Source organism: Streptomyces sp. NPDC094448 (assembly GCF_044763775.1).
Lineage (GTDB): Bacteria > Actinomycetota > Actinomycetes > Streptomycetales > Streptomycetaceae > Streptomyces.
This window is the reverse complement of the sequence record NZ_JBIWGU010000007.1, coordinates 217,756-237,217: the sequence shown is the minus strand read 5'-3', so window position 1 is coordinate 237,217 and position 19,462 is coordinate 217,756. Positions and strand designations below refer to the sequence as shown.

The 19,462-nt window shown below is 73.2% G+C and carries 19 protein-coding genes and 2 tRNA genes; 11 read left to right on the top strand and 10 right to left on the bottom strand.

The genetic code is table 11. The features are described 5' to 3' along the window. Nucleotides 1–113: 113 nt before the first annotated feature. The 4 genes from ACIQ9E_RS15760 (at nt 114) to ACIQ9E_RS15745 (ending at nt 3,174) form a co-directional block, all read left to right on the top strand. Entirely contained in the window at nt 114–863 is a 750-nt protein-coding gene (locus ACIQ9E_RS15760) for a class E sortase (RefSeq protein WP_403707421.1), read from the top strand. A 68-nt stretch (nt 864–931) separates the two neighbouring features. Next, a complete protein-coding gene (locus tag ACIQ9E_RS15755) occupies nt 932–1,264 on the top strand; it encodes a DUF6412 domain-containing protein (protein WP_403707150.1) in 333 nt (110 codons plus the stop codon). A gap of 86 nt (nt 1,265–1,350) precedes the next feature. Then, entirely contained in the window at nt 1,351–2,094 is a 744-nt protein-coding gene (locus ACIQ9E_RS15750; RefSeq protein ID WP_403707149.1) for a YidC/Oxa1 family membrane protein insertase, read from the top strand. A 216-nt stretch (nt 2,095–2,310) separates the two neighbouring features. After that, nucleotides 2,311–3,174 (top strand): fumarylacetoacetate hydrolase family protein, encoded by an 864-nt coding sequence (locus ACIQ9E_RS15745; protein ID WP_403707147.1) that lies wholly within the window; start codon nt 2,311–2,313, stop codon nt 3,172–3,174. Nucleotides 3,175–3,244: 70 nt separating this feature from the next. Here ACIQ9E_RS15745 and ACIQ9E_RS15740 read toward each other — a convergent pair whose 3' ends face one another. Together ACIQ9E_RS15740 and ACIQ9E_RS15735 are read right to left on the bottom strand one after the other, a co-directional pair. Next, the gene (locus ACIQ9E_RS15740) at nt 3,245–3,814 is read right to left on the bottom strand and encodes a heme-degrading domain-containing protein (protein WP_403707145.1); all 570 of its coding nucleotides are present in this window, start codon (nt 3,812–3,814) and stop codon (nt 3,245–3,247) included. Then, nucleotides 3,811–4,905 carry a Gfo/Idh/MocA family oxidoreductase gene (locus ACIQ9E_RS15735; RefSeq protein ID WP_403707143.1) on the bottom strand — a complete coding sequence of 365 codons (1,095 nt, stop codon included), beginning with the start codon at nt 4,903–4,905 and terminating at the stop codon, nt 3,811–3,813. The genes ACIQ9E_RS15740 and ACIQ9E_RS15735 overlap by 4 nt, the downstream gene beginning before the upstream one ends. Before the next feature lie 346 nt (nt 4,906–5,251). Between ACIQ9E_RS15735 and ACIQ9E_RS15730 the strand changes: the two genes are divergently transcribed. The 4 genes from ACIQ9E_RS15730 to ACIQ9E_RS15715 all read left to right on the top strand — a co-directional run bounded on the left by ACIQ9E_RS15730 (nt 5,252) and on the right by ACIQ9E_RS15715 (nt 9,766). Then, the gene (locus ACIQ9E_RS15730; protein WP_403707141.1) at nt 5,252–6,637 is read left to right on the top strand and encodes an ROK family transcriptional regulator; all 1,386 of its coding nucleotides are present in this window, start codon (nt 5,252–5,254) and stop codon (nt 6,635–6,637) included. Between the two features lie 358 nt (nt 6,638–6,995). Further along, nucleotides 6,996–7,907 carry a hypothetical protein gene (locus tag ACIQ9E_RS15725; protein ID WP_403707139.1) on the top strand — a complete coding sequence of 304 codons (912 nt, stop codon included), beginning with the start codon at nt 6,996–6,998 and terminating at the stop codon, nt 7,905–7,907. Nucleotides 7,908–8,276: 369 nt separating this feature from the next. After that, on the top strand, nt 8,277–9,056 hold the full coding sequence (locus ACIQ9E_RS15720) for an HAD-IIA family hydrolase (RefSeq protein ID WP_006349140.1): 780 nt from the start codon (nt 8,277–8,279) through the stop codon (nt 9,054–9,056). A 275-nt stretch (nt 9,057–9,331) separates the two neighbouring features. Beyond that, complete coding sequence (locus ACIQ9E_RS15715) at nt 9,332–9,766, top strand: hypothetical protein (RefSeq protein ID WP_403707137.1); 435 nt, start codon at nt 9,332–9,334, stop codon at nt 9,764–9,766. 168 nt (nt 9,767–9,934) lie between these two features. Here ACIQ9E_RS15715 and ACIQ9E_RS15710 read toward each other — a convergent pair. Then, a tRNA-Lys gene (locus ACIQ9E_RS15710) sits at nt 9,935–10,008 on the bottom strand. A 172-nt stretch (nt 10,009–10,180) separates the two neighbouring features. On the opposite strand from ACIQ9E_RS15710, the gene ACIQ9E_RS15705 reads away from it, so the two are divergent. The 3 genes from ACIQ9E_RS15705 to ACIQ9E_RS15695 all read left to right on the top strand — a co-directional run bounded on the left by ACIQ9E_RS15705 (nt 10,181) and on the right by ACIQ9E_RS15695 (nt 13,925). Then, nucleotides 10,181–11,668 (top strand): peptidoglycan-binding protein, encoded by a 1,488-nt coding sequence (locus ACIQ9E_RS15705; RefSeq protein ID WP_403707135.1) that lies wholly within the window; start codon nt 10,181–10,183, stop codon nt 11,666–11,668. Nucleotides 11,669–11,747: 79 nt separating this feature from the next. Then, complete coding sequence (locus ACIQ9E_RS15700) at nt 11,748–13,016, top strand: SPFH domain-containing protein (RefSeq protein ID WP_403707134.1); 1,269 nt, start codon at nt 11,748–11,750, stop codon at nt 13,014–13,016. Nucleotides 13,017–13,340: 324 nt separating this feature from the next. Continuing rightward, nucleotides 13,341–13,925, top strand: coding sequence for a lytic polysaccharide monooxygenase (locus ACIQ9E_RS15695; RefSeq protein ID WP_403707132.1), 585 nt, complete (start codon nt 13,341–13,343; stop codon nt 13,923–13,925). Nucleotides 13,926–14,080: 155 nt separating this feature from the next. Here ACIQ9E_RS15695 and ACIQ9E_RS15690 read toward each other — a convergent pair whose 3' ends face one another. The 7 genes from ACIQ9E_RS15690 to ehuB all read right to left on the bottom strand — a co-directional run bounded on the left by ACIQ9E_RS15690 (nt 14,081) and on the right by ehuB (nt 19,219). Beyond that, the gene (locus tag ACIQ9E_RS15690) at nt 14,081–14,515 is read right to left on the bottom strand and encodes an ester cyclase (protein ID WP_403707130.1); all 435 of its coding nucleotides are present in this window, start codon (nt 14,513–14,515) and stop codon (nt 14,081–14,083) included. Between the two features lie 220 nt (nt 14,516–14,735). Further along, nucleotides 14,736–14,809 (bottom strand) — tRNA-Lys (locus ACIQ9E_RS15685). Between the two features lie 205 nt (nt 14,810–15,014). Beyond that, nucleotides 15,015–15,776, bottom strand: a complete 762-nt coding sequence (locus ACIQ9E_RS15680; protein ID WP_403707128.1) for an IclR family transcriptional regulator — start codon at nt 15,774–15,776, stop codon at nt 15,015–15,017. Nucleotides 15,777–16,016: 240 nt separating this feature from the next. Then, complete coding sequence (locus ACIQ9E_RS15675; RefSeq protein ID WP_403707419.1) at nt 16,017–16,745, bottom strand: amino acid ABC transporter ATP-binding protein; 729 nt, start codon at nt 16,743–16,745, stop codon at nt 16,017–16,019. Between the two features lie 118 nt (nt 16,746–16,863). Continuing rightward, nucleotides 16,864–17,514, bottom strand: a complete 651-nt coding sequence (gene ehuD, locus ACIQ9E_RS15670) for an ectoine/hydroxyectoine ABC transporter permease subunit EhuD (protein ID WP_403707126.1) — start codon at nt 17,512–17,514, stop codon at nt 16,864–16,866. Then, complete coding sequence (ehuC, locus tag ACIQ9E_RS15665; protein WP_403707124.1) at nt 17,514–18,284, bottom strand: ectoine/hydroxyectoine ABC transporter permease subunit EhuC; 771 nt, start codon at nt 18,282–18,284, stop codon at nt 17,514–17,516. The genes ehuD and ehuC overlap by 1 nt, the downstream gene beginning before the upstream one ends. Then, the gene (gene ehuB, locus ACIQ9E_RS15660; protein WP_403707122.1) at nt 18,281–19,219 is read right to left on the bottom strand and encodes an ectoine/hydroxyectoine ABC transporter substrate-binding protein EhuB; all 939 of its coding nucleotides are present in this window, start codon (nt 19,217–19,219) and stop codon (nt 18,281–18,283) included. Before ehuB ends, ehuC begins: the two co-directional genes overlap by 4 nt. Nucleotides 19,220–19,462 lie beyond the last annotated feature (243 nt).

Below are 19,462 nucleotides of genomic sequence, written 5' to 3'. Positions count from 1 at the left end.
GCGGCCGCGCCTATCGTGCGCCCGTGCGGATACGGCAGCAGCGGCCCGGCCGGGTACGGCTGCCCGTCGTCGTTCAGGGACGCGGGCGCCGCGCCCGGGCGCGGGCCGCCCGGGTGCTCTGGGGCACCGCCGAGGCCGCCGTCACCTTCGGGGTCGTCGTCCTGCTGCTCGTCGCTCACCAGCTGTGGTGGACCAACCGGCAGGCCCGTGCCGGTGCCGAACGCGCCGTTCACTCCCTGGAGCGACAGTGGTTGGGGGAGGGGAGCACCCGCGGAGGAGGCGATCCCGCCCGTGAGGATGACAAGGAGAACAGGAGGGGGGAGGGGGAGCTGAAAACGGAGGGGGAGGGCAAGCAAAGGGTGAAGCAGGGGGAGAGGGAGCGCGGGCGGAACGTGGCGCGCCCGTCCGGTGCCGCGTACGCCGTCATCCGCATTCCCCGCATCGGTCTCACCGCCCCCGTCGCCCAAGGCGTCACCGCACGCGGCGTCCTCGACCAGGGGTACGTCGGCCACTACCCGGGCACCGCCCGCCCCGGCCGCCCCGGCAACGTCGCCCTCGCCGGGCACCGCAATACCCACGGCGAACCCTTCCGCCACATCAACCGCCTCCGCCGCGGTGACGACATCCGTATCGAGACCCGTGACGCGGTGTACGTGTACGAGGTCGACCGGCAGCTCGCCCGTACCTCTCCCCGCGATACCGGGGTGATCCGCCCCGTACCCCGCTCCCTCGCCGTCCCCGGCGCCGGATACCGCGAACCCGGCAGCTACCTCACCCTCACCACCTGCACCCCCGAATTCAGTTCCGCCTACCGTCTGATCGTCTGGGGAAAGCTCGTCTCCACCCTGCCCAGGCAGCCCTGAACCACCGGGTACGCTGAATCCGACCAGGAGAAGGACGGACGGGACCGCAGCGGGAAGGGGGGGCACCCATGGACGCGCACAGCCGCACCGGCCGCGCCCTCCACGCGATCGTGCTCTCCCTCGTCCTCGTCTTCGACGTCGTCCTCGCCGACGGTTCGGGCGCCGGAGTCTCCGCCGCCCTCGCCCTCGCGGCCGCCGCCACCGGCGCCGCGGGCGCAGCCCTCGTCGTCTGCGCCGTGATCAGCGCCCGCTGTGCGCCGCCGGTGCCTCGCACCCGCGTCCGTACCGCCCTCCGCGACCGCGAGCGCCGTACCGCCTTCCTGCCGCAACGCGACCCCGACGCCCGGGGCCGCACCAGGCCCCGAGCCCCCGGCCGCGCCCTCCTGGCAGCGGCCGCCTAGGCGAGCGGAAGGCTTCCCTCCCTTCGTGGGTGCTGCCGTATATGTCCTGACATATCCGGCTGTACGAGACCCCCGGAGGGCTCTCCTTGTCCGTCTTCGCCCAGTTGGTCGAGCGCCTCGCCGAACTGCTCGAACCCCTCTTCCAGACCTCCGCCACCGCCGCCGCGATCGTGCTCTTCACCGCGCTCGTCCGGCTCGCCGTCCACCCCCTCTCCCGCGCCGCCGCCCGCGGCCAGAAGGCCAACGCCCGCCTCGCCCCCCGGGTCGCCGCCCTGCGCAAGAAGCACGGCAAGCACCCCGATCGCCTCCAGAAGGCCCTGCTGGAGCTGTACGCCGAGGAGAAGGCGTCACCCCTCTCCGGCTGCCTGCCCAGCCTGCTCCAGCTGCCCGCCTTCTTCCTCCTCTACCACCTGTTCTCCAACGGCACGATCGGCGGCGAACCCAACACCCTCCTCGACCACACCCTCCTCGCCGCGCCCCTCGGCGACCGCTGGCACGACGCCCTCGGTGCCGGCGGCGTCCTCGGCGACCGCGGTCTGGTCTACCTCGCGCTCTTCGCCCTGGTCACCCTGGTCGCCGTCGTCAACTACCGGCGGACGAAGCGGCAGCTGTCCGCCCAGCCCCCGGTCCCCGGCGGCACCGCGCTCCCCGGCGCCGCGGCCATGGCCAAGGTGCTGCCGCTGCTCTCGTTCGGCACCCTGGTCACCGTCGCCGTCGTCCCCCTGGCGGCCGCCCTCTACATCGTCACCAGTACGACCTGGAGCGCCGTCGAGCGGATCCTGCTCTACCGCGACATGCCGGCCGCCGGGGCGCTCGCCAACCCGCTCTGACACGGCCGGACCGACCCCGGAGGAGAGGACGGGGGCCCGCCCGGAGCGCCCCCGTCCCAGGGAATGAACGCGGTCTTGCCGAGCGTTCCGGACCTCTTGGAAGATCATGACGACCGACCCTCCGAAGGCCCCGCCGATGGCCGCTACCCATCGTCCGGACGCGTACGGAAGCACACGGCATCAGGCTGAAACCAGGAGAGGCCAGGGGAACCACCCATGAAACTGCTGCGCATCGGCGCCGCGGGCGCCGAACGCCCGGCCCTGCTCGACCCGGACGGTACGACGCTCCGCGATCTGACCGGACTCGTCGACGACATCGACGGCGAACTGCTCGCCGACCCCTTCGCGCTCGACCGGATCCGCGCCGCCGCGGGCGCGGGCGTACTTCCGGTCCTCGACGTTCCCGCCGGGGTACGGCCCGGCCCGCCGGTCGCCCGGATCGGCAAGGTCGTCTGCATCGGGCTGAACTACCACGACCACGCCGCCGAGACCGGTGCCGAACCGCCCGCCGAGCCCGTCGTCTTCCTGAAGGCGGCGGACACCGTCGTCGGCGCGAACGACACCGTGCTCGTGCCGCGCGGCAGCACCAAGACCGACTGGGAGGTCGAACTGGCCGTCGTCATCGGCCGCACCGCGCGCTACCTCGACGACGACGAGGACCCCCTGGCGTACGTCGCCGGGTACGCCGTCGCCCACGACGTCTCCGAACGCGCCTTCCAGCTCGAACGCGGCGGCACCTGGGACAAGGGCAAGAACTGCGAGACCTTCAACCCCCTCGGCCCCTGGCTGGTCACCTCCGACGAGGTACCGGACCCGCAGGCCCTCGGGCTGCGGCTGTGGGTCAACGGCGAACTCCGGCAGAACGGCTCCACCGCGAACCAGATCTTCCCGGTCGCGGAGGTGGTCCGGTACGTCAGCCGGTTCATGACCCTCTACCCCGGCGACATCATCAACACCGGCACCCCGGCGGGCGTCGCACTCGGCCAGGGGGACGCGGCCCGCTATCTGCGCGCGGGAGACGTCGTCGAGGCCGAAGTCGACGGTCTGGGCCGGCAGCGGCAGACACTCAAGGACGCCTGAGGCCTGTCCCTGTGGCGGACCCGGGCGCCTTCCGAGGAGAGCCGGGTCATACCCCCGACGGCGTCCGGGGTCATACCCCCGACGGCGTCCGCGTCGTCGTCAGAAAACGCTCCAGCGCCTCGACGGCCAGCGCATGGTCGTCGAGGTGCGACAGGCCGGAGACCGTCACCGCCCCGATCACCCCCGCGCCCGTCACCGCCAGTGGAAACGACCCCCCGAGCGCCGCGTACCGCGCCGGGTCGAGCCGGGCGGCCTCCTCGAAACGCCTGCCCCGGTCGCGGTGCCGCGCCGCCACCAGCAGACTGCTCTCCCCGTACCGCGCCACCACACGCCGCTTCCGGTCGATCCACGCGTCGTCGTCCGGGCTGGAGCCCGGCAGCGCCGCGTGGAAGAGCTGCTGCCCGCCGCGCCGGATGTCGACCGCCACGGGCGCGTTGCGCATCCGGGCCATCTCCACCAGCAGGGTGCCCAGCGCCCAGGCGTCCGCATGGGTGAACCGGTCCAGCACGAGCCGCCGCTCCTGCGCGGACAGCTCCTCCACCGTCGGCGCCGCCCCGGCCGGCAACCGGTCGGGCCCGCCGGGAGCGTCCTGGGCGCTTTCGCCCGGCACGGGCGCGGGAGTGGCAGCGGCAGCGGTCATACGGACGGCACCTCCACGGTGATGCCCTCACGGGCGGAACGACGGGCCGCTTCCAGGATGGCCAGGACCGCCGCCGCCTGCTCGGCGGTGACCGGCGGCGGGGTGCCGTTCCGCAGCGCCTCGGCGACGAGGTCGTAGTACGCGGGATAGTCACCCGGCTCCGCCGGGACCGGCCGGCCCCCGCCGGCCACCGGGGACTCCCCGGCCCCGATCCGGCCCCATCCGGATTCCTCCACCACGCCCCACGGCTCGCCGGGGACCGGCCGCCGCCCCGCCCGCAGCGCGGCCTCCTGCGGGTCCATTCCGTACGAGACATAGCCCGCGCGCGAGCCCAGCACCCGGAAACGGGGGCCGGGCCGGGCGGCGGTGGAACTGACCCAGAGATGGGAGCGGACACCGCCGGCATGCGTCAGGGCGAAGAACGTGTCGTCGTCGGCCTCCGCGCCCCCGCGCCGTACATCGGACTCCGCGTACACCCGTACCACCGGGCCGAACAGGGTCACCGCCTGGTCCACCACATGGCTGCCGAGGTCGTAGAGCAGCCCGCCGATCTCCTGCGGGTCGCCGGACTCCCGCCAGCCGCCCTTGGGCTGCGGCCGCCACCGCTCGAAACGTGATTCGAAACGCTGCACGATCCCCAGCTCACCGCCTGCCACCAGCCGCGCGACCGTGAGGAAGTCCCCGTCCCAGCGGCGGTTCTGGAAGACGGAGAGCAGCAGCCCGCGCTCCGCGGCCAGGGCGGACAGATCGCGTGCCTCGGCCGCGGTCGCCGCCAGAGGCTTGTCCACGACGACCGCGAGCCCGGCCCGGAGCGCGGCGGTGGCGAGGGGGACGTGCGTCCGGTTGGGGGACGCGATGACCACGAGGTCGAGTTCACCGGCGCGGTGCCACAGCTCCTCGGGGGACGAGGCGATCCGTACGCCCGGGAACTCCGCCCGCGCCTGCTCCTGCCGTACGGGGTCGGAGGTGACGACCGTGTCGAGTGCGAGCCCCTCGGCGGCGGAGATCAGCGGGGCGTGGAAGAAGGAGCCCGCCACTCCGTAGCCGACGAGTCCTACGGAGAAGGGCGTATCGGTGCCGGTGCCAGTCATGCCGTCACTTAAGCAACGCTGTTGCCGAAGCGCAAGCAGGGGTGAGAATGGGGGAGTGGGAGAGAGCAGAGGGGGCGTTCCGCGCCCCGAGCCGAGAGCGGGCCGTGGACGTCCGGAGCCGGGAGCAGCGGCAGCAGGGGGAGCGGCGGGAGCGGCCGGAGCCGGTGGGCGGCCCGGCCGTACGACGCGCGGGCGGGCGCGGCGGGGCGGTGGACCGGGTGCCGCGCCGTCCGGCCGGGTGGGATCCAGCGGTACGGGGCCGGGCGCTGCGCCGTCGGGCCGCGCGGGATCCGGTGGTACGGGATCGGGCGATACGGCCCCGGGGCAGTCCCGCCCAGGACGGGCCGTGGCCGCGGCGGCCGGCAGCCGGGGCGGGGCCAACCTTCCCGTACTCCGCGAACACAACACCGCCCTGGTCCTCGCCCTGCTGCGGAGCGCCCGCGACCACGGGCTGAGCCGGGTCGGGCTGGCCGCGCGGACCGGGCTCACCCCCCAGGCCGTCAGCAAGATCGTGGGCAGGCTGCGCGCGGACGGTCTGGTCGCCGAAGCCGGACAGCGCGCCTCCACCGGCGGCAAGCCCCGGACCGTCCTGCGGCTGGTCCCCGACGCCCGCCACGCCGTCGGGCTCCAACTCGACCGCGACGAGCTGACCGCGGTCCTGGTCGATCTGTACGGAAGGGTGGTCGCCGCCCGGGTCACCCCGCTCGATCTGGGCGCGGGCGCCGGAGCGGTCGTGGAGCGGGCGGCCGGTGAGGTGGAGGCACTGCTCGCCGCCGGGGCGCGCGGGCGGCATGTGCTCGGGGTGGGGGTCGCGATGCCGGGGCCCCTGGACCATGCGGCCGGAGTGGCCCGCCGGGTCACCCGCTTCCCGGAGTGGGACGGCTACCCCCTGCGGGACGCCGTCGCCGCCCGGCTCGCCATGCCCGCCGTACTCGACAAGGACACCAACGCGGGGGCCCTCGGGCTCGGTACTGTCCGGGCGGTCTTCGAGGACCAGCCCGCGGCTCCCCCGGCCCTGCGGCCGGGTGGGCCCCCGGATGCGGTGCATCGCAAGGCGGTGGGGGTCCCCCCGGCGCAGCCAGGGGGCGACCGTCCTGGTACGCAGGGGGAAGGGCTGCGGGGGAGTGTTCGGGCGATTCCGGCCACGCAGCCCGGGGGTACCACCCGGGCCGCCGGGCCCGGGGGGAGTGCCGCAGCTGTCGTCGAGGGCCCGGCAAGATCGCCCGGACAGGGCCTGGGGCCGGGACCGGGCGCGGGGTCCGGGGACTCGTACGCCTATCTCCACCTCGGCACCGGCCTCGGCGCCGGACTCGTCCTGGACGGCGCGGTCCACCGGGGCTCCCGTACCGGAGCCGGGGAGTTCGGCCACCAGGTGATCGAACTCGACGGCCCGGAGTGCGGGTGCGGCCGGCGCGGCTGCATCGAGGCCCTCTGTCTGGCGGCCGTCGCCCGCGGGGACCTCGCAGGGGCGGCCCGGATACTCGGCGCCGGGGCCGCGAACCTTGTCGCGCTCCTCGATATCGACCGGGTCCTGCTGGGCGGCCGGATCATCGAGAGCGACAGAGCGGTCGCCGAGGTCTTCGTGCGCGAGGTGCACCGCAGCGCCGGGGTCCCGGTCGCCCTCGCCGGTGGCGGCCCCCATCTGGTGGCCCGCGGCGCGGCCGAACTCGTCCTCGCCCCCCTCTTCGGCGGCACGACCCCGGGCCCGCTCACCCCGGCCGCCGGAACCTGACACCGAACCCGGGCTTCAACGGGCCGCGTGGGCCCGGCGCCGGAGGGAAAGGCGGGCAGGCTGCCGGAGTCCGGCGCCGGAGGGAAAGGAAGGCAGGCTGCCGGAGTCCGGCGCCGGAGGGAAGCCGGGCCGCCGGAACCCGGTGCCGGAAGGCGGGAACGGGCCGTCCGAGCCCGCGATCGCCCCGCGCCCACCCGCATCTCCGCCGATCGGGATGTCCGACAGTCGGAAAATACGCTGAAGGGCGGAATCGCCGGGCCTTCCGGTCGGCACCGGGTCGTGGCGCGCCAACGACTCTGCCCGCGGGTGCCATCGTCGGGGCGAAGCCCGTCCCCGAACGCAAAGGCCGGTGCACCCCATGCGACCGCGTACCGCACTCGCCGCCGTCGCCGCGACCGCGGCCGCGGCGGTCCTGCTCACCGGGAGCCCGGCACTCGCCGCCACAGCCGACGGCGGTCACGGCGCCCCGCAGGCCCCGCCCGCCGCCTCCGCGGCGCGGCCGCCCGACCCCGAAGGGCGTCCCGCTCGGGTCCGGGCCGCGAGCCTCGCCCTGTCCCTCGCCGTGCCACCGGCCGCGCCTGCCGCTCCGGCTGCTCCGGCCGTGGCCGCCGGGATGCCGCCCGCGGCCGGACGGCTGCCCGTCGGCTGCGGGAAGGCCTCCGGCGGGGAGTTCCCCATCGCCACCCGGCTCTACGGCGGACCGGATGTGCACCACCCCGGCACGGGCTTCGAACCCTGGGCCGTGGAGCTGACCAACACCACCGGCCGCGCCTGCCGCGAGGTCCACCCCGTCCTCGTCTTCACCGCCCGCGACCGGGGTCTGTCCCCGGCCCGGATGATGCTGGAGTTCTACGATCCCGGCGCCGCCCGCTGGCGTACCGCACCGCTGGAGGCCACCGACGAGGACGAGGTCGTCGGGGTCATCGGCACCCAGCGGGCCAAGGGTGGAGGCTTCACCGTCGGGGCGCGCTCCGCCGTCACGGTCAAGGTCCGGCTGGCCCTCACCGCGGACACCCCGCCCAACCAGGTCACCGTCAACGCGGCCGTCGTCCAGCGGCACGGGAGCGACGGCGACTGGGTGGGCGAGTCGGACGACTACCGGTTCGCCGTACTGAAGGACCGGGGGACCGGGGCCACCGTCACCCGCGACGAACTCGCGACCACCGGCACCGGCTCCACCCTCCGGCTGGCCGCGGCGCTGGGGATGGTGCTGGCCGCCGGCGGGGTCCTCGTCCTCCTCTCCCGCGGACTGCGCAGGACCCGCGGCTGACCCGACCGGGCCGGGCCGGGCCGGAGCCGACCCGGCCTGACCTGACCTGCGGCGCCGGACAGCCGCCGGACCTGAGCCTGACGGGAGCCGGAGCCGGAGCCGGGGCGCCGCCGCGCCGATCCGGAGCCGAGGCACCCGTGACCGCGCCCCTTCCCGGCGGCCGGCCCGCCGCGGCCCGGCAAACGGCGGATGACCAGGGCTCGAACAGCGGGCCGGGTGCTGACTAGGCTGTCGGTGTCGGGGGACCACAGAGCCGTGCCTCCGGCATCCCGCACATCGCGTACGGGACCCGGACCCCGCCCGGCCGCCGGCCCGGATCGGGCTCCGGGCCCGCACCCGTACGCCCCAAGCACGGCAGGAGCCCCCTTGATGGCAGAGCGCAAGCCGATCGAATCCTGGCTTACCGACATGGACGGTGTCCTGATCCACGAAGGCGTGCCGATCCCCGGCGCCGACGCCTTCATCCGCAAGCTGCGGGACACCGGGAAGCCGTTCCTGGTGCTGACGAACAACTCCATCTACACCGCCCGCGATCTGCACGCCCGTCTCGCCCGGATGGGGCTCGACGTGCCGGTGGAGAACATCTGGACGTCCGCGCTGGCCACCTCGCAGTTCCTCGACGACCAGCGGCCCGGCGGTACGGCGTACGTCATCGGCGAGGCCGGTCTGACCACCGCGCTGCACGACATCGGGTACGTCCTCACCGACCACGACCCGGACTACGTGGTGCTCGGCGAGACCCGGACGTACTCCTTCGAGGCGCTCACCAAGGCGATCCGGCTGATCAACGGCGGGGCCCGGTTCATCTGCACCAACCCCGACGAGACCGGCCCCTCCACCGAGGGCCCGCTCCCGGCGACCGGCTCGGTCGCCGCGCTCATCACCAAGGCGACCGGCAAGGACCCGTACTTCGCGGGCAAGCCGAACCCGCTGATGATGCGGACCGGACTGAACGCCATCGGCGCCCACTCCGAGACCAGCGCCATGATCGGTGACCGGATGGACACGGACGTCCTGGCGGGTCTGGAGGCGGGCATGGAGACCTTCCTCGTACTGACCGGTGTCACCACCCCCGCCGATATCGACCGCTACCCCTTCCGGCCGTCGACGATCGTCGACTCCATCGCGGATCTCGTCGACCGCATCTGACACCCCCGCGGCAACCGGCCGCGACGACCCCGCGACGAGACCGACCCCGACGGCCGACCCCGACGACCGGCCGGAGCGGCCGGCCGGGACGACCCGGGCGGTCTCGACGGCGAGCGGACCGTCCGGATCTCCGGAGCGGACGGCGCGTCACCCGAACACCTCGGCCCCCTCCGGCGTCCCGGCACGTCGGAGCGGGGTACGGCGGCAGGGCACCGGTGCTGCGGATGCGGAACACCGCGGAACGCGTGACGCTGTGGCCAGCAGGAGGTGTCACCATGCGTGCAGCAGCCATCGCACTCCGTACGGCTGGGGTCGCCGCGGTCCTGGCCGCCGCGCCGGCCGCCCTGGCCCTGGCGCCCGCGGAGTCCGCCGCCGGGTCCGCGCCGGAGTCGGTACGGGCGGGGATCCCGGCCGCCGCGCCGATGGTGCCCTCGCTGCTGACGCCCCGGGCCGGGCCCGACCCCGAGGTACTCGTCGAGGCGCGCGGCACTTCGGACGGCGGAACCCGTACCGGCACCGCGGACGGCACAGACCGTGCCGGACCGGTCGAGTCGGCGGTCGACGAGCCCGCCGCCGAGAGCGCCGGGCCCGGTACGGCGCACACCGTGATCGGGCTGGTGCTCGCGGGGGTGGCAGCGGTCGTCTTCGCCGTACGGGGAACGCACCGGCGGCGCCGGGCCGGCAGCGGCGGCCGCCCGGCGCGTCACTGAAGCGGTCCGGTACGGCTCACGGCCCGGTACGGCGCGGGAGCGGGCGTCGGCCGACGGCGATTTCCAGCCGGACGAGCCGAGTCCCCGACGAGCCCCGGCGGAGTCGTGGACTGCACTCCCCGGACAGCAACAAGGCCCCCCGCCGATGGCGAAGGGCCTTGTGTCACGTGCGCCGCCAGGGACTCGAACCCCGGACCCGCTGATTAAGAGTCAGCTGCTCTAACCAACTGAGCTAGCGGCGCTTGCTGACGGGAAAACTCTACCGGACTCGTGCGGGTGCTCCGGACCAATATCCCGCCCATCCGATCACCCCGGCCTGTCGGATGTTCGTTTTGTCCCTTTTATAGGTCAGACTGCACTCAGTCTCACCCGGTCACGGACATCACGATTCAGCCACGCATGGAGGGGCCAGCCATGGCGGTGCCGGTATTCGAGGAGTACGAACCCGCTCCCGACTGCGACTGTCCGGGATGTGTCCTCCAGCGCCGCGCGCTCGCGGCCGGGGAGCACCCCGCGGCCCATGGCTGCCGCCGGGCGCTCGTGCTGGTCACGGCGGCGGGTGTGGTCCTCGGCGGGGGAGCGGCACAGCCCGCGGCCGCCGATACCGCGTCGGATGTACGGGCCGGATCGGCCGGTGTGCCGGGCACGTCCGCCGCGGCGCGTACGGCCGGCGCCCCCGGCACCGCGACCGGCGCCGGGCCCGACAACGAACAGGGCGGGCGGGGTGAACTCCACGGGCGTCCGCTGCCCGGACCGTCCGGGAAGCCTGCCGCGCCCGTCATCCCCGCGACCACCCGGGCGGAGATCATCAACCGGGCCAAGGTCTGGGTGGAGGCCGAGGTCCCCTACAGCATGTCCACGTACTGGACCGACGGCTACCGCCAGGACTGCTCGGGCTATGTGTCCATGGCCTGGGGACTGACCACCAACGAATGGACCGGCAGCCTCGCCCAGTTCGCCACCGAGATCAAACGGGAGGAGTTGCAGCCCGGGGACATCCTCCTCTTCCACAATCCGGCCAATCCGACGACGGGTTCGCACGTCACGCTCTTCGGTGGCTGGACCGACTACACCCATGAGTCGTACACGGCGTACGAGCAGACCAAACCGGCCACCCGGCGGCAGAGCACGCCCATGGCGTACTGGAACAACTCCGACAAGTACCTGGCCTACCGGTACAAGGGCGTCACCAGCGCCACCACCCCGGAGGAACCGCCGGAGCCCACCACGCCCACCACACCCACCGCGCCGACCACGCCCCCGGCTCCCACCACACCTGCTCCACCCGCCGCCGACGCCTTTCCCGGCGTTCAATCCTTCGGCCCCGGCGCGAACAACGCGCATGTGACGAGGCTGGGGCAGATGCTCGTCCAGCGCGGCGGCAAGAGGTTCTACGCCAAGGGGCCGGGCCCGGTGTGGGGCGAAGCCGACCGCAAGGCGACCCAGGCGTTCCAGCTCGCCCAGGGCTGGCAGGGGACCGCGGCCGACGGCATCCCCGGCGCCCACACCTGGAAGCTGCTCGTCACCGGCAAGGGGAAGAACATCCCCGCCGCCGCCGCGGCCGCACCCGCGCCCGCCGCGGCGCCCGCGAAAACGGAACCCGCGACCCCCGTCGCCGCCCCTTCGCCCGGTCAGGCCCTCGCCGTCCCGCCCTTCCCCGGTATCGGGGTCTTCCGGCCCGGAGTGTCCAGCCCGGATATCACCCGGCTCGGCGAGCGGCTGGTCGCGCACGGATTCGGCCGCCACTACCGCACCGGGCCCGGCCCGGTGTGGGGCGAGGCGGACCGGCGCAATGTGGAGGCGTTCCAGCTCGCCCAGGGCTGGCGGGGCGCGAACGCCGACGGCTACCCCGGTCCCGAGACCTGGCGGCGGCTCTTCGCCCCGGCGCCCGCCAGGGCCTGACCGGCCCGCCAGGACCCGTATCCATCAGCGGCGGAGGCGGCAGCCCCGTACCACTCCAGCAGCGGAGGCGGCAGCACCGATGAGCAACAGCACCACCACGTCGGAGCCGGAGGGTTCCGGCGCACCGCGCCCCACGCACACCCCGGTCATCGGCCAGGAGACGACCACGGCGATCCCGGTCCACCTGCTCTTCCGCGACGACGGCGACGGCCACGGCGACATCGGCGGCGGCAGCACCGGCGGCGGTCACACGGGTGCGGCAGGAATCGCCGGGGTCGCCGGGGTCGGCCGCGGGCACCCGGGCCCCGGCGGCCTCCCCGGCGGTGCCGTCCGCACCACCCCGCTCCGACCGGCCGTGGTCTCCCGCCGCCGGGGCACCGGCGAGCAGCCCCGGGTCGCCCCGGCCGCGGCCCGTACCCCCGCACCCCGTCCGCTGCCCCCGGCCGTCGACCCCCGGCTCACGGAACGCCCCGGGCCCGCCCTCCCCGGCTGGACCGGGGTGATCGCGGGCGCCTGCGCACTGGCCGGAACCGGTCTGGTGCTGTGGAGCACCGGCGTGCTGCCCGCGGTCGCGCCCCGGCTGCTCGGCCTGCCCCCGGCCCCGTACCCCGGGATCGGCCCCGAACTGTGGGGCCCGGTGGTCCTCGGTGCGGTCCTCGCGGTCTTCACCCTCGGCGGCGTCGCCCGCGGCCGGGCCGGATACGCCAGTGTCCTCACCCTCTTCGGCGAGTACCGGGGAACGGTCCGCCGCACCGGGCTGATGTGGGTGAACCCGCTGCTGCGCCGCCGCCGCGTCGACGTCCGGCTCCGGCACTGGCGCAGCGAGCCGATGCCCGCGGTCACCGCGGACGGTACGGCGCTGAGAGCCGTGGTGCTGGTGGTGTGGCGGGTGCGGGACACGGCCCGTGCGGTCCTCGGGATCGCATGCCACGAGACGTATCTGACCCAGCGGGTCGAGGCGTCGCTGGCCCGGGTGCTCGCCGCACTGCCCGCCGACGCCGGCCGCGGCGAATCCGGTCCGTACGACGCCGGGGCGGTCGGCGGGGCACTGACACGCCTGCTGGCCGCCGAGTGCGCCCCCGCCGGAATCGAGGTCTTCTCGGCACAGCCCACGGCGGTCGAGTACGCCCCCGAGATCGCGGCGGCGCTCCAGCGCCGCCGGGTCGCGGCGATCGACGCCCGGCACCGGGACGCCGTGCTGACCTCGGTGGTCGACGCGGTGGACGATACGGTCACCCGGCTGACCTCGCGCGGTCTGGTCGAGCTGGACGACTACGAGCGCAAGGCCCTTGTCAAGGATCTGACCGTGGCGTTCTATACCGGCCGGTCCACGCCCCTGGAACGCTGAGTTCCGCCTCCGACGGCTCCGGGCCTCGGAGCCGTACCGCTGAGATGATGAAGGGGAAGGCCAGGCTGGGGCATGTATCCCGTGGCCAGGGACCGGATGGGGCCGGCAAATGAAGGTTTCGCAGAGTCTGGACAGGGTGAACTCTGGTCAATACATTGGGTGTTGGTCTAGACCTAGCGTGGCGCAGAAGGAGCGCCTCTCGCGGTAGAACTCCCCCCACGGGAACACCCCGCGCCCCCACCACCATCAGTTCCCGCACCAAACCCCCCACAGCACGCGTGCAGCACGGCTCACTCGAACTCCCCCACGTTCCTTGGAGCAAGCATGCGCAAAAGGATGACAGCCGCCGCCGTCGGCCTTTTGATGACGGGTGCCACCGTCGTCGCCACGGGCAGCGCGAACAGCCACGGCTACACCGAGTCCCCGATCAGCCGCCAGAAGCTCTGTGCCAATGGCACGGTGCAGAACTGCGGTGCGATCCAGTACGAGCCGCAGAGCGCCGAGGGCCCCAAGGGCTTCCCGTCCTCCGGTCCCGCCGACGGCACCATCTGCGCGGGCGGCAACGGGCGGTTCTCGCAGCTCGACGACCCGCGCGGCGGTGCCTGGCCCGCCACCCGGGTCAACTCGGGCAGCTACACCTTCTCCTGGCGTTTCACCGCGCCGCACCGCACCAGCGACTTCAAGTACTTCATCACCAAACCCGGCTGGAACCCCAACTCCAAGATCACCCGCGCCGCCCTGGAGTCCCAGCCCTTCCTGACGGTCAACTACGGCGGTCAGCAGCCGCCGTTCACCCTCTCGCACACCGGGACGATCCCGTCCCGTTCGGGCAGGCATGTGATCGTCGCGGTCTGGAGCGTGTACGACACCCCGAACGCGTTCTACGCCTGCTCGGACGTCCAGTTCTAGCGGAGGTGTCCGGCCTGGCGACTCCGGGGTGACCGCGGTTCCCCCGGCCGGGTCCGGGATCCGGCCGGCGGGATCCGGTTGTGCCGGTGACCGGCTCGGCGGGGCGGCTCAGGACGGGGCCGCCCCGCCGAGCCGCGGGCTGGGGCTGCGGCTGTTCAGTCGTTGAGGCCGATCTGCTGCATCAGGCCGACCAGATCGTAGAAGAGGTTCTCCTCCACGATCATCCCGTCCACCCAGTGCGCCACCGTGCAGAAGTCGACGGCGAAGGCGCGTCCGGTGGGCGGGATCTCCCCGCCGGGACCTTTCATGGGGCCCGTCATCGTGCCCGTGAAGCGGGCGACCGAGCAGGTCCAGTCGCCGCCGCCGATGAGGACCCGGTACGGGCGGTTGGCCACGTGGTTGTCGGGAAAGGTGGCGAAGAAGGCGACCGCCTCGGCCCGGTGGTCGTGCCGCCCCCGGGTCGGCGCCGGCTGCCCCGGCCAGTGCACGATCGTGTCCGGAGCGTGACGGGAGTCGAAAGTGTCCCAGTCCTGGGCGTTCCACGCGTCGTCGAGGCTCTGCATCAGCTGCATATTCTCTTCGGCGGTCATCGCCGCCTCCCTCGTTCGGGCCGGTCCGGTCCGGGCCGGGTGGGCGGGGTGGGCGGGGTCGGGGACGGGCGGGCCGACGGGCGACCACCCCTCCAGCAGAACCCGGAGCCGGGACCCGCGCAAACCGGCCGGACTCCGCCGGGCGGGCCGTCACGGAGAGGGAGCGCGAAAACACCCGAGGCGTCCCGGCCGGAACCGGAACGCCTCGGGTGATCATCTGTGCGCCGCCAGGGACTCGAACCCCGGACCCGCTGATTAAGAGTCAGCTGCTCTAACCAACTGAGCTAGCGGCGCCTGACGACAAAAATACTACCTGGTCCCGGCGGGTGCTTCCGACCACCGGCCGACCACCGGCCGACCACCGGCCGACGACCGGCCGACGACCGGCCGACCATCACCGGAACCCCGCCGGACCATCGTGCGACCTCCGGCCCGCTGCCGGGCGGGGTGGCCCCGGGTGCCGGGCGTGGTGCCCGCGACGGACCCCGGGGCCGGTCCTTCAGAGCGCGAGCGACAGGACCATCGGCGCCGCGTTGCGGTTCAGCGCGTCGGCCGCGGCGCGCAGCCGGTGCGCGTGCTCGACCGGCATCGAGAGCCCCAGACAGCCCACCGTGGAGCCCGCCGTCAGCGGGACGGCGGCGCAGACCGTGCCCACCGCGTACTCCTGGAGGTCGAGCATCGGGACCGTCGGCGGCTGGCTGTCCAGCTTGGAGAAGAGCAGCTGCTCGCTGGTGATCGTCCGCGAGGTGAAGCGGGTGATCTTGTGCCGGGAGAGGTGTTCCCGGCGGCCGTTCGGGTCGAGCTGGGTGAGCAGGCATTTGCCGATCGCGCTCGCGTGCGCCGCGAAGCGGAAGTCGATGTACTCGTTGACCTTGGGGGTGAGCGGGCCGTCGGCGTACTGGGTGACCCGCACCTCGCCGTCGATGTAGCGGCTGACGTACACCGCGGCGCCGACCGTGTCGCGCAGTTCGGCCAGGCTGTGCTGGACCTTCTCCTCGACCGCCCGCTCCTGCGCCGGGCCCGAGCCCAGCAGCACCAGGGAGTCGCCGATCGCATAGGCACCGCCCTCGGCGAGCCGCTCCAGATAGCCTTCGCGGCGCAGCATGTCGAGCATCGGCCCCAGATGGACCGTCGGCAGCCCCGTCTCCCGGGCGATCTGGTCGTCCGTGACCCCGCCGCTGTGCCGGGAGACGGCTTCGAGTACGCGCAGTGCGTACTGCACCGACTGGAATGAAACGGTCGGCTCGGGCCTGAGCGCCACGGTCTCCCCCTCAGCAGGTCGTTACCGCAAGCTTCCCGTACCACGATAGCGGCCAAGAACCTGCGGAAGCACGGTTGTTGGCCGGAATGCCCGGCGCTGTCACCCCCATACGCTGCGGCTCTTCTTTTTGGCATATGCCAATGGCATGAGTCGGGGGGTGGGGAGGGGAGAGATTCGGCCGGGCGTTCCGGCGTACCCCCGGGCGGGTGGGGCGGGGGTACGACCGGAGCGGACCGCGGTTCAGAGGACCGCGCCGAGGAACTCCCTCGTCCGTTGGTGCTCCGGCGCCGAGAAGATCTTCTCCGGCGGCCCGTACTCCAGCACCCGCCCCTCGTCGAACATCATCACGCAGTCCGAAACGTCCTTGGCGAAGCCCATCTCATGGGTGACGCAGACCATCGTGACGTCCGTACTCCGTGCGATGTCCCGCAGCAGGTCCAGCATCCCCGCCACCAGCTCCGGATCCAGCGCCGACGTGACCTCGTCCAGCAGCAGCACCTTCGGCCGCATCGCCAGCGCCCGCGCGATGGCCACCCGCTGCTGCTGGCCGCCCGACAGCCGGCCGGGGAAGCTGTCCGTGTACCCGCCGAGCCCCACCAGGTCCAGCAGTTCCCGGCCGCGCTCCTCCGCCTCGTCACGGGAGAGCCCCAGCACATGGACCGGCGCCTCGGTGACATTCCGGAGCACCTTCATATGCGGGAAGAGGTTGAACTGCTGGAACACCATGCCGATGTTCCGGCGGACCTCCCGGACCTCCTTCTCACCGGCCGGCCAGAGCCGTTCGCCGCCGACGGTGATGGTGCCCTCGTCGGGTTTCACCAGGGTCATCAGCAGCCGCAGGATCGTGGTCTTGCCGGAGCCCGACGGCCCGATGAGGGTGACGTGCTTGCCCGTACGGACCGAGAAGTCGAGGGAGTCGAGGACCGTACGCCCCCCGAAGCGCTTGGTGACCCGGTCGAACCGGATCAGATCGGGGACGGGGTCCGTTGCGGACCTCTCCGCCCCGGCGGCCCCGGACTCAGGAGGCCCGGCGGGCTCGGCTTGCTCAGGGGACCCCGCGGGCTCGGCGGGAGTGTTCAGCAGTCGGTCAGCGGACAAGGCGACGCTCCAGTGCTCGCAGAAGAAGGGAAGCCGGGAAGGACAGGGCGATGAAGGCGATGCCGACGACCGTGAAGGCCTCCACGGTCAGAAATGTCTCGGCGGCGAACTGACGGGCCTGGCCGAGCATGTCCATCACCCCGATCACGAAAATCATCGGAGTGTCCTTCAACATGGCGATGACGTAGTTCCCGAGCGCGGGCACCACCCGCCGCACCGCCTGCGGCAGAATCACCGAACGCCAGGTCAGCACCCGTGGCAGGCTGAGCGCGGTGGCCGCCTCCCACTGGCCCGCGGGCACCCCGTCGATCCCGGCGCGATAGACCTCGGCGGTGTACGTCGAATAGTGCAGCCCGAGGCCGATCACCCCGGTGGCCATCGCGGAGAGCGTGAGACCCCACTCCGGCAGCACGTAGTACAGGAAGAACAGCTGCACCAGCAGCGGGGTGTTGCGGACGAATTCCGTCACCGCCGCCACCGGCCAGCGCACCGCGCGGTACGGGGAGCGCAGCGCCAGCGCCCACACCAGCCCCAGCGCGAACGCGAGCAGCGCGCCCAGCACCAGCGCCTGAAGGGTGACCAGCAGCCCGTCCCAGAAGCGGGGCATGAAGTCCCCGACCGCGTCCCAGTCCCAGCGCATCAGCGGTCACCCCCTGCCGCCGCGGCGGTCGCCGGGGCCGCCGAAGCCGGTTCGGGCGGGGCCGCGGAGCCCCGGCGCCGGGCCCGGATCCGGTCCAGGACGGACGGGTCGGTCTCCTGCCCGAGACCGGCCTTGGCCCGCCGCTCCAGCAGCCGCATGCCCCGGGTCAGGGCGAAGGCCAGGACGAAGTACATGAGCAGCACCACGGTGTACACCGGGGCGCTGTCTCCGGTCGCGTTCCGTACCAGCGCCGCGCCGAACGCGATATCGCCCACGCCCATCACCGACACCAGGGCCGTGCCCTTGAGCAGCTCCACCAGGAGATTGCCGAACGGGGGGATCATTTCCGGCCAGGCCTGCGGCAGCACCACCCGGCGCAGCCGCTGCACCGGGCCGAAGCCCAGGGCGATCCCGGCCTCCAGCTGCCCCGGCGGCACCGCGGCCAGCGTGCCCCGGACGACCTCGGCGCCGTACGCCCCGTACGTCAGACCCAGCGCCAGGACCGCGGCCCACATCGGGACCAGCTGCCAGCCGAAGCCCATCGGCAGTACGAAGAAGACCCAGAACATCAGGATCAGCGCGGAAGTGCCCCGGAAGACCTCCACATAGGCCCCGGCGGCGAACCGCACCAGCCTGCTGCGATGGGTGCGCGCCGGACCGACGGCGAAGGCGACGAGCACCGAGAGCGCGGCGCTGAAGACGGTGAGCTGGACGGTGATCCACACGCCCTTCAGGAGCAGTTCCCACAGCCCCGGGGTGATCTCGCTCATCCCGTGCACCTCTCCCGGGCCCTGACGGCCGTCATCTGCGCCTCGCGGAAGCCGAAGGGCCTCATCAGCTCCAGCAGCTCCCCGCTCCGCTTCAGCTTGTGCAGCTCCCGGTTGAAGGCGTCCCGCAGCCGGGTCTCGGGCGAGCGGAAGGCGAAACCGCCGACGTCGATCACCGGTTTCCCGTTCAGATACGGGGTGACCTCGGGTGTCGCCTCGGCCCGGGAGCTGCCTTCGGCGACGTTCCGTACGGCGACGGCGGTCCCGGCGAAGACGTCGACCCGGCCCTGTTCGACCGCGAGCAGTCCGGCCAGCTGGTCGGGCAGGGTCACGACGTCCTTCACCCCGGCCTCCTCCGCGTAGGCGATCTCCGCATAGCCGACCCCGGTCGCCAGCCTGGCCCCGGTCCCGGCCACGTCCGCGAAGCTGCGCAGCTTCTTCGGATTGCCCTTGGGCACCAGGAAGCCGCTGAGCATCTGGTATTCGGGGTCGGAGAAGACGACCTGCTCGCAGCGGGCGGGGGTGATGAACATCCCGGCGCCGACCACGTCGAACTGGAGTGCGTTGAGCCCGGTGATCAGCGAGCCGAACTCGGTGGGGAAGGGCTGGACCTCCGCCACCCCCAGCTCCCGGAAGATCCGGCGGGCGATCACCGGCGAGGAGCCGGTCATCTCGCCGTCCCGGCCGATGTAGCCGAACGGCTGCTCTCCGGCCAGTCCCAGCCGTACGGTCCCCTTCGCCCGCAACTGCTCCAGAAGCCGCCCGCCGTCCCCGGCGTCCGCGGTGGCCACCCGGCTGCACCCGCTGGTCGCACCCGCGGCCAGGGTGCCCAGGGCGGCGGCCCCGGCGAGCAGGGAGCGGCGGGCGATCCGGGGGGAGCGCGCCGCGGGCGGCTCCGGTCTCTCCGGTCTGCGGGGTTGCCGTTGCCCTTGGTTCATGGATGACTTGGGTGTCGGGTGGGGCTCGTGAGGATGTCGTCGGGCCATGCCCGCGCGGCTACCCGGACCGCAGTCGGATATGCGGGCCGGTTGCGGTCCGGAAGGTGCTCTCCGGGAGTCGTCCGCCCGTCCCGGGAACACTCTCCGGGAGTCGTCCGCCCGTCCCGGGAACAACGGGAGCCGGGAATACCGGGAACAACCGGAGTGAAACTCCTGTTGTCCGTCTGTGACAGCTTGCTGGGG